This window comes from Pseudomonas sp. Pseusp3, assembly GCF_047304225.1.
GTDB lineage: Bacteria > Pseudomonadota > Gammaproteobacteria > Pseudomonadales > Pseudomonadaceae > Aquipseudomonas > Aquipseudomonas fluorescens_CD.
On record NZ_JBGLYV010000210.1, the window covers coordinates 1 to 2,586 of the forward strand.

Genomic DNA, 2,586 nt, shown 5'->3' on the forward strand with positions numbered 1-2,586 from the left:
CCATGCCGGCAAATCCGTGCGCGACCATGGTCTCAGCGGGAACCATTTCGGCAGTGAGCGCAATGACGATAACGGCCGTGGCACCACGACCTCAGGCATCGCCCATTCCAAGGATACTCGCGGTGTCGCCAAGGCCCGGGCCATTTCGGCCTCGAAGCCGGGTGATCACAACACCAAAGGCTTGAGTAAAGCCGGACTGTCGACCTCGAAAAAATCCCATTGAGTTCGCGGTTGTAGAAATCAGTTTCAGAAAATCAAAGAACCCGCCGAGAGGCGGGTTTTTTGCACCTGGCATTAGATCACCGGCCATTGCGCATCTCGCGTCGCACCCCGCACATCATTCACTTCCTTCAGTAAAGCGGCCGCAAAACGGCCCTTGCACGGACAGAAAACGAGCCACCCGGACACATCGCGCAGTGATTTGCGTCCGCGGGCGATTTGTCATGTTCAGCGTCATTTCAATGTAGATATTAGTCAGCCCAATGCGATTTCAATGAGGCTGCCCTGTGTTCCAACGACTTGTGTGTTCGCTGTCTGTCTTGAGCCTGTCCATCGCTGCCGCCCAGGCTGCCGAGACGGTCCCCCTCAACACGCCACGCCTGAAGAGCATCGACAATTTCCGCGATGTCGCCGGGCTTGCCACCGCCTATACCACGGCCAATGACGGTACCCTGCGTGGCGGGGTGTTTTACCGCTCCAACGCGCTGACCCCGTCGGCGGCGGATCTGGCGACCCTCAACGGCCTGGGCATCAAGGCGGTCTACGACCTGCGCACGCCCAGCGAGATCGCCGCTACGCCCGACAGGATGCTCACGGGCGCGACGTACACCAACATCGACATCATCGGCGGCTCCACGTCTGGGGCGAACGTCACCAATGTCGCGTTCCACAGCGCCGCCGAAGCCACCGCCATGATGCAGGACACCAACCGTGATTTCGTCAGGAACGCGGGGATGCGCAGCGAATTCAACCAGCTGTTCAATGAGCTGGCCGCGGTCGACGGCGCGGCGCTGTTCCATTGCACCGCCGGCAAGGACCGTACCGGCTGGACCGCGGCTGTGCTGCAAAGCATCGCCGGAGTCGACGATGCCACCATCATGAGCAACTACCTGGCGACCAACGACTACACCGCCGCGCGTATCAAGGCGACCCTGGCGGCGATGCCACCGGCCATGGCGACCATCTATGCGCCGCTGATCGGTGTGGAAGCCAGTTACCTGCAAGCCGGCCTGGACCAGGTGACCGCGCAGTACGGCACGATGGATAACTACCTCAAGCAAGGCCTCGGCTTGTCCCAGGAAACCATCTACGTGCTGCGCGGCAAGATGGTGTTCTACAACAGCTTGCCGGGCGCGGCGGACCTGGCCGGCAACGCCGCGGCCGGTGCGCAGTTGTTGCAGCAACTGCAGAACAGCAACCTGTCGGGCACCTACAGCGCCTATAACTATTACCTGCAGTCGGCCATCGACGCGCGCAGCCTCGGGGGCGTCGAGTCTACCGTCGGCGGTCAGGTGCACGCCGACGCTGCCAGCTATCTGTTGCGCCAGGGCGCAATGATCGAACAGGCCGCCGCGCCCTTCACCAGCGGCACCGAACTCAAGGCCGGGCAATATCGACTGTGGAGCACCGCCCTGGCGGGGTATCTGGGCACCGACGGCTCATCCCGGGCCTCCAGCAGCAACGAGCATAGCCAGGGCATGATGATTGGCCTGACCCAGCGCTTTTCCGAACAGCTCAGCGCCCATGCCGGATTCGGCTACAGCAACGGCAATGTCGGTGGCGCCGGTGGCGAGGCCGATACCGACCTAACCTTCTTCAGTGTCGGCGCACGCTTTGCACCCAACGGGCTGGAACGTGGCCTGTTCGTGGATGCCGATGCCAGCGGCGGCTATCTGGATTACTCAAGCACGCGCGAACTCGGTGGAGGTCTGGGCACGGCCAAGGGCGACAGTCATGGCAACCTCACCGGCGCGACCCTGGCACTGGGTTACCGTGTTCCGGTGAGCGGCGTGACCCTCGAGCCAAGCCTCGGAGTGCGAATCAGCCACGTCAACCTGTCGGGCTTCCAGGAAAAGGGCAGTGAGCTGGCCCTGGACGTCGACGGTATCCACGAGACCCGCAAAAGCGCGGTGGCCAACCTCAACGCTTCATTTGCACCGGTCGCCCTGGGCGCCTGGCAAGTGGTGCCGGGCGTGCAAGTGGGCTACGAGCATGTGTTGGGCGACCACGAAACCGACAGCGAAGGGCACTTGCTGGGCCTGGATGTTGAACAGCAGGCAGCCTTCGACAACCGTGACCAGTTCACCGGTGGCGTCAATGTCATGGCCAATCTGGGGGCGTGGAGCGTGGGTGCAGAAATCGGCGCCAGCGGTGGCGGCGACAGCCATGGTTTCAATGGTGGCCTGAAGGCGAGCTATCTATTCTGACGGGATCCTTGTGGGAGCGAGCCTGCTCCGGGCGGCGTTCCGACGAAGGCGGCCTGACTGAGTACATATCCGTTTTTTGGGTGACGGCGACTTAGGGTTTCGCCCTTACGGCGACTCACTTTTTTTACAAGCGCCTAAAAAAAGTAAGCAAAAAAACGCT

1 protein-coding gene and 1 pseudogene are annotated in these 2,586 nt (G+C 61.9%); both read left to right on the plus strand.

The window, feature by feature from the left end; genetic code table 11:
* Positions 1 to 223, plus strand: a pseudogene (locus tag ACCD00_RS30490) (hypothetical protein); the annotation flags it as partial.
* A gap of 283 nt (positions 224 to 506) precedes the next feature.
* A complete protein-coding gene (locus ACCD00_RS30495) occupies positions 507 to 2,426 on the plus strand; it encodes a tyrosine-protein phosphatase (protein WP_413428906.1) in 1,920 nt (639 codons plus the stop codon).
* Positions 2,427 to 2,586: the final 160 nt, after the last annotated feature.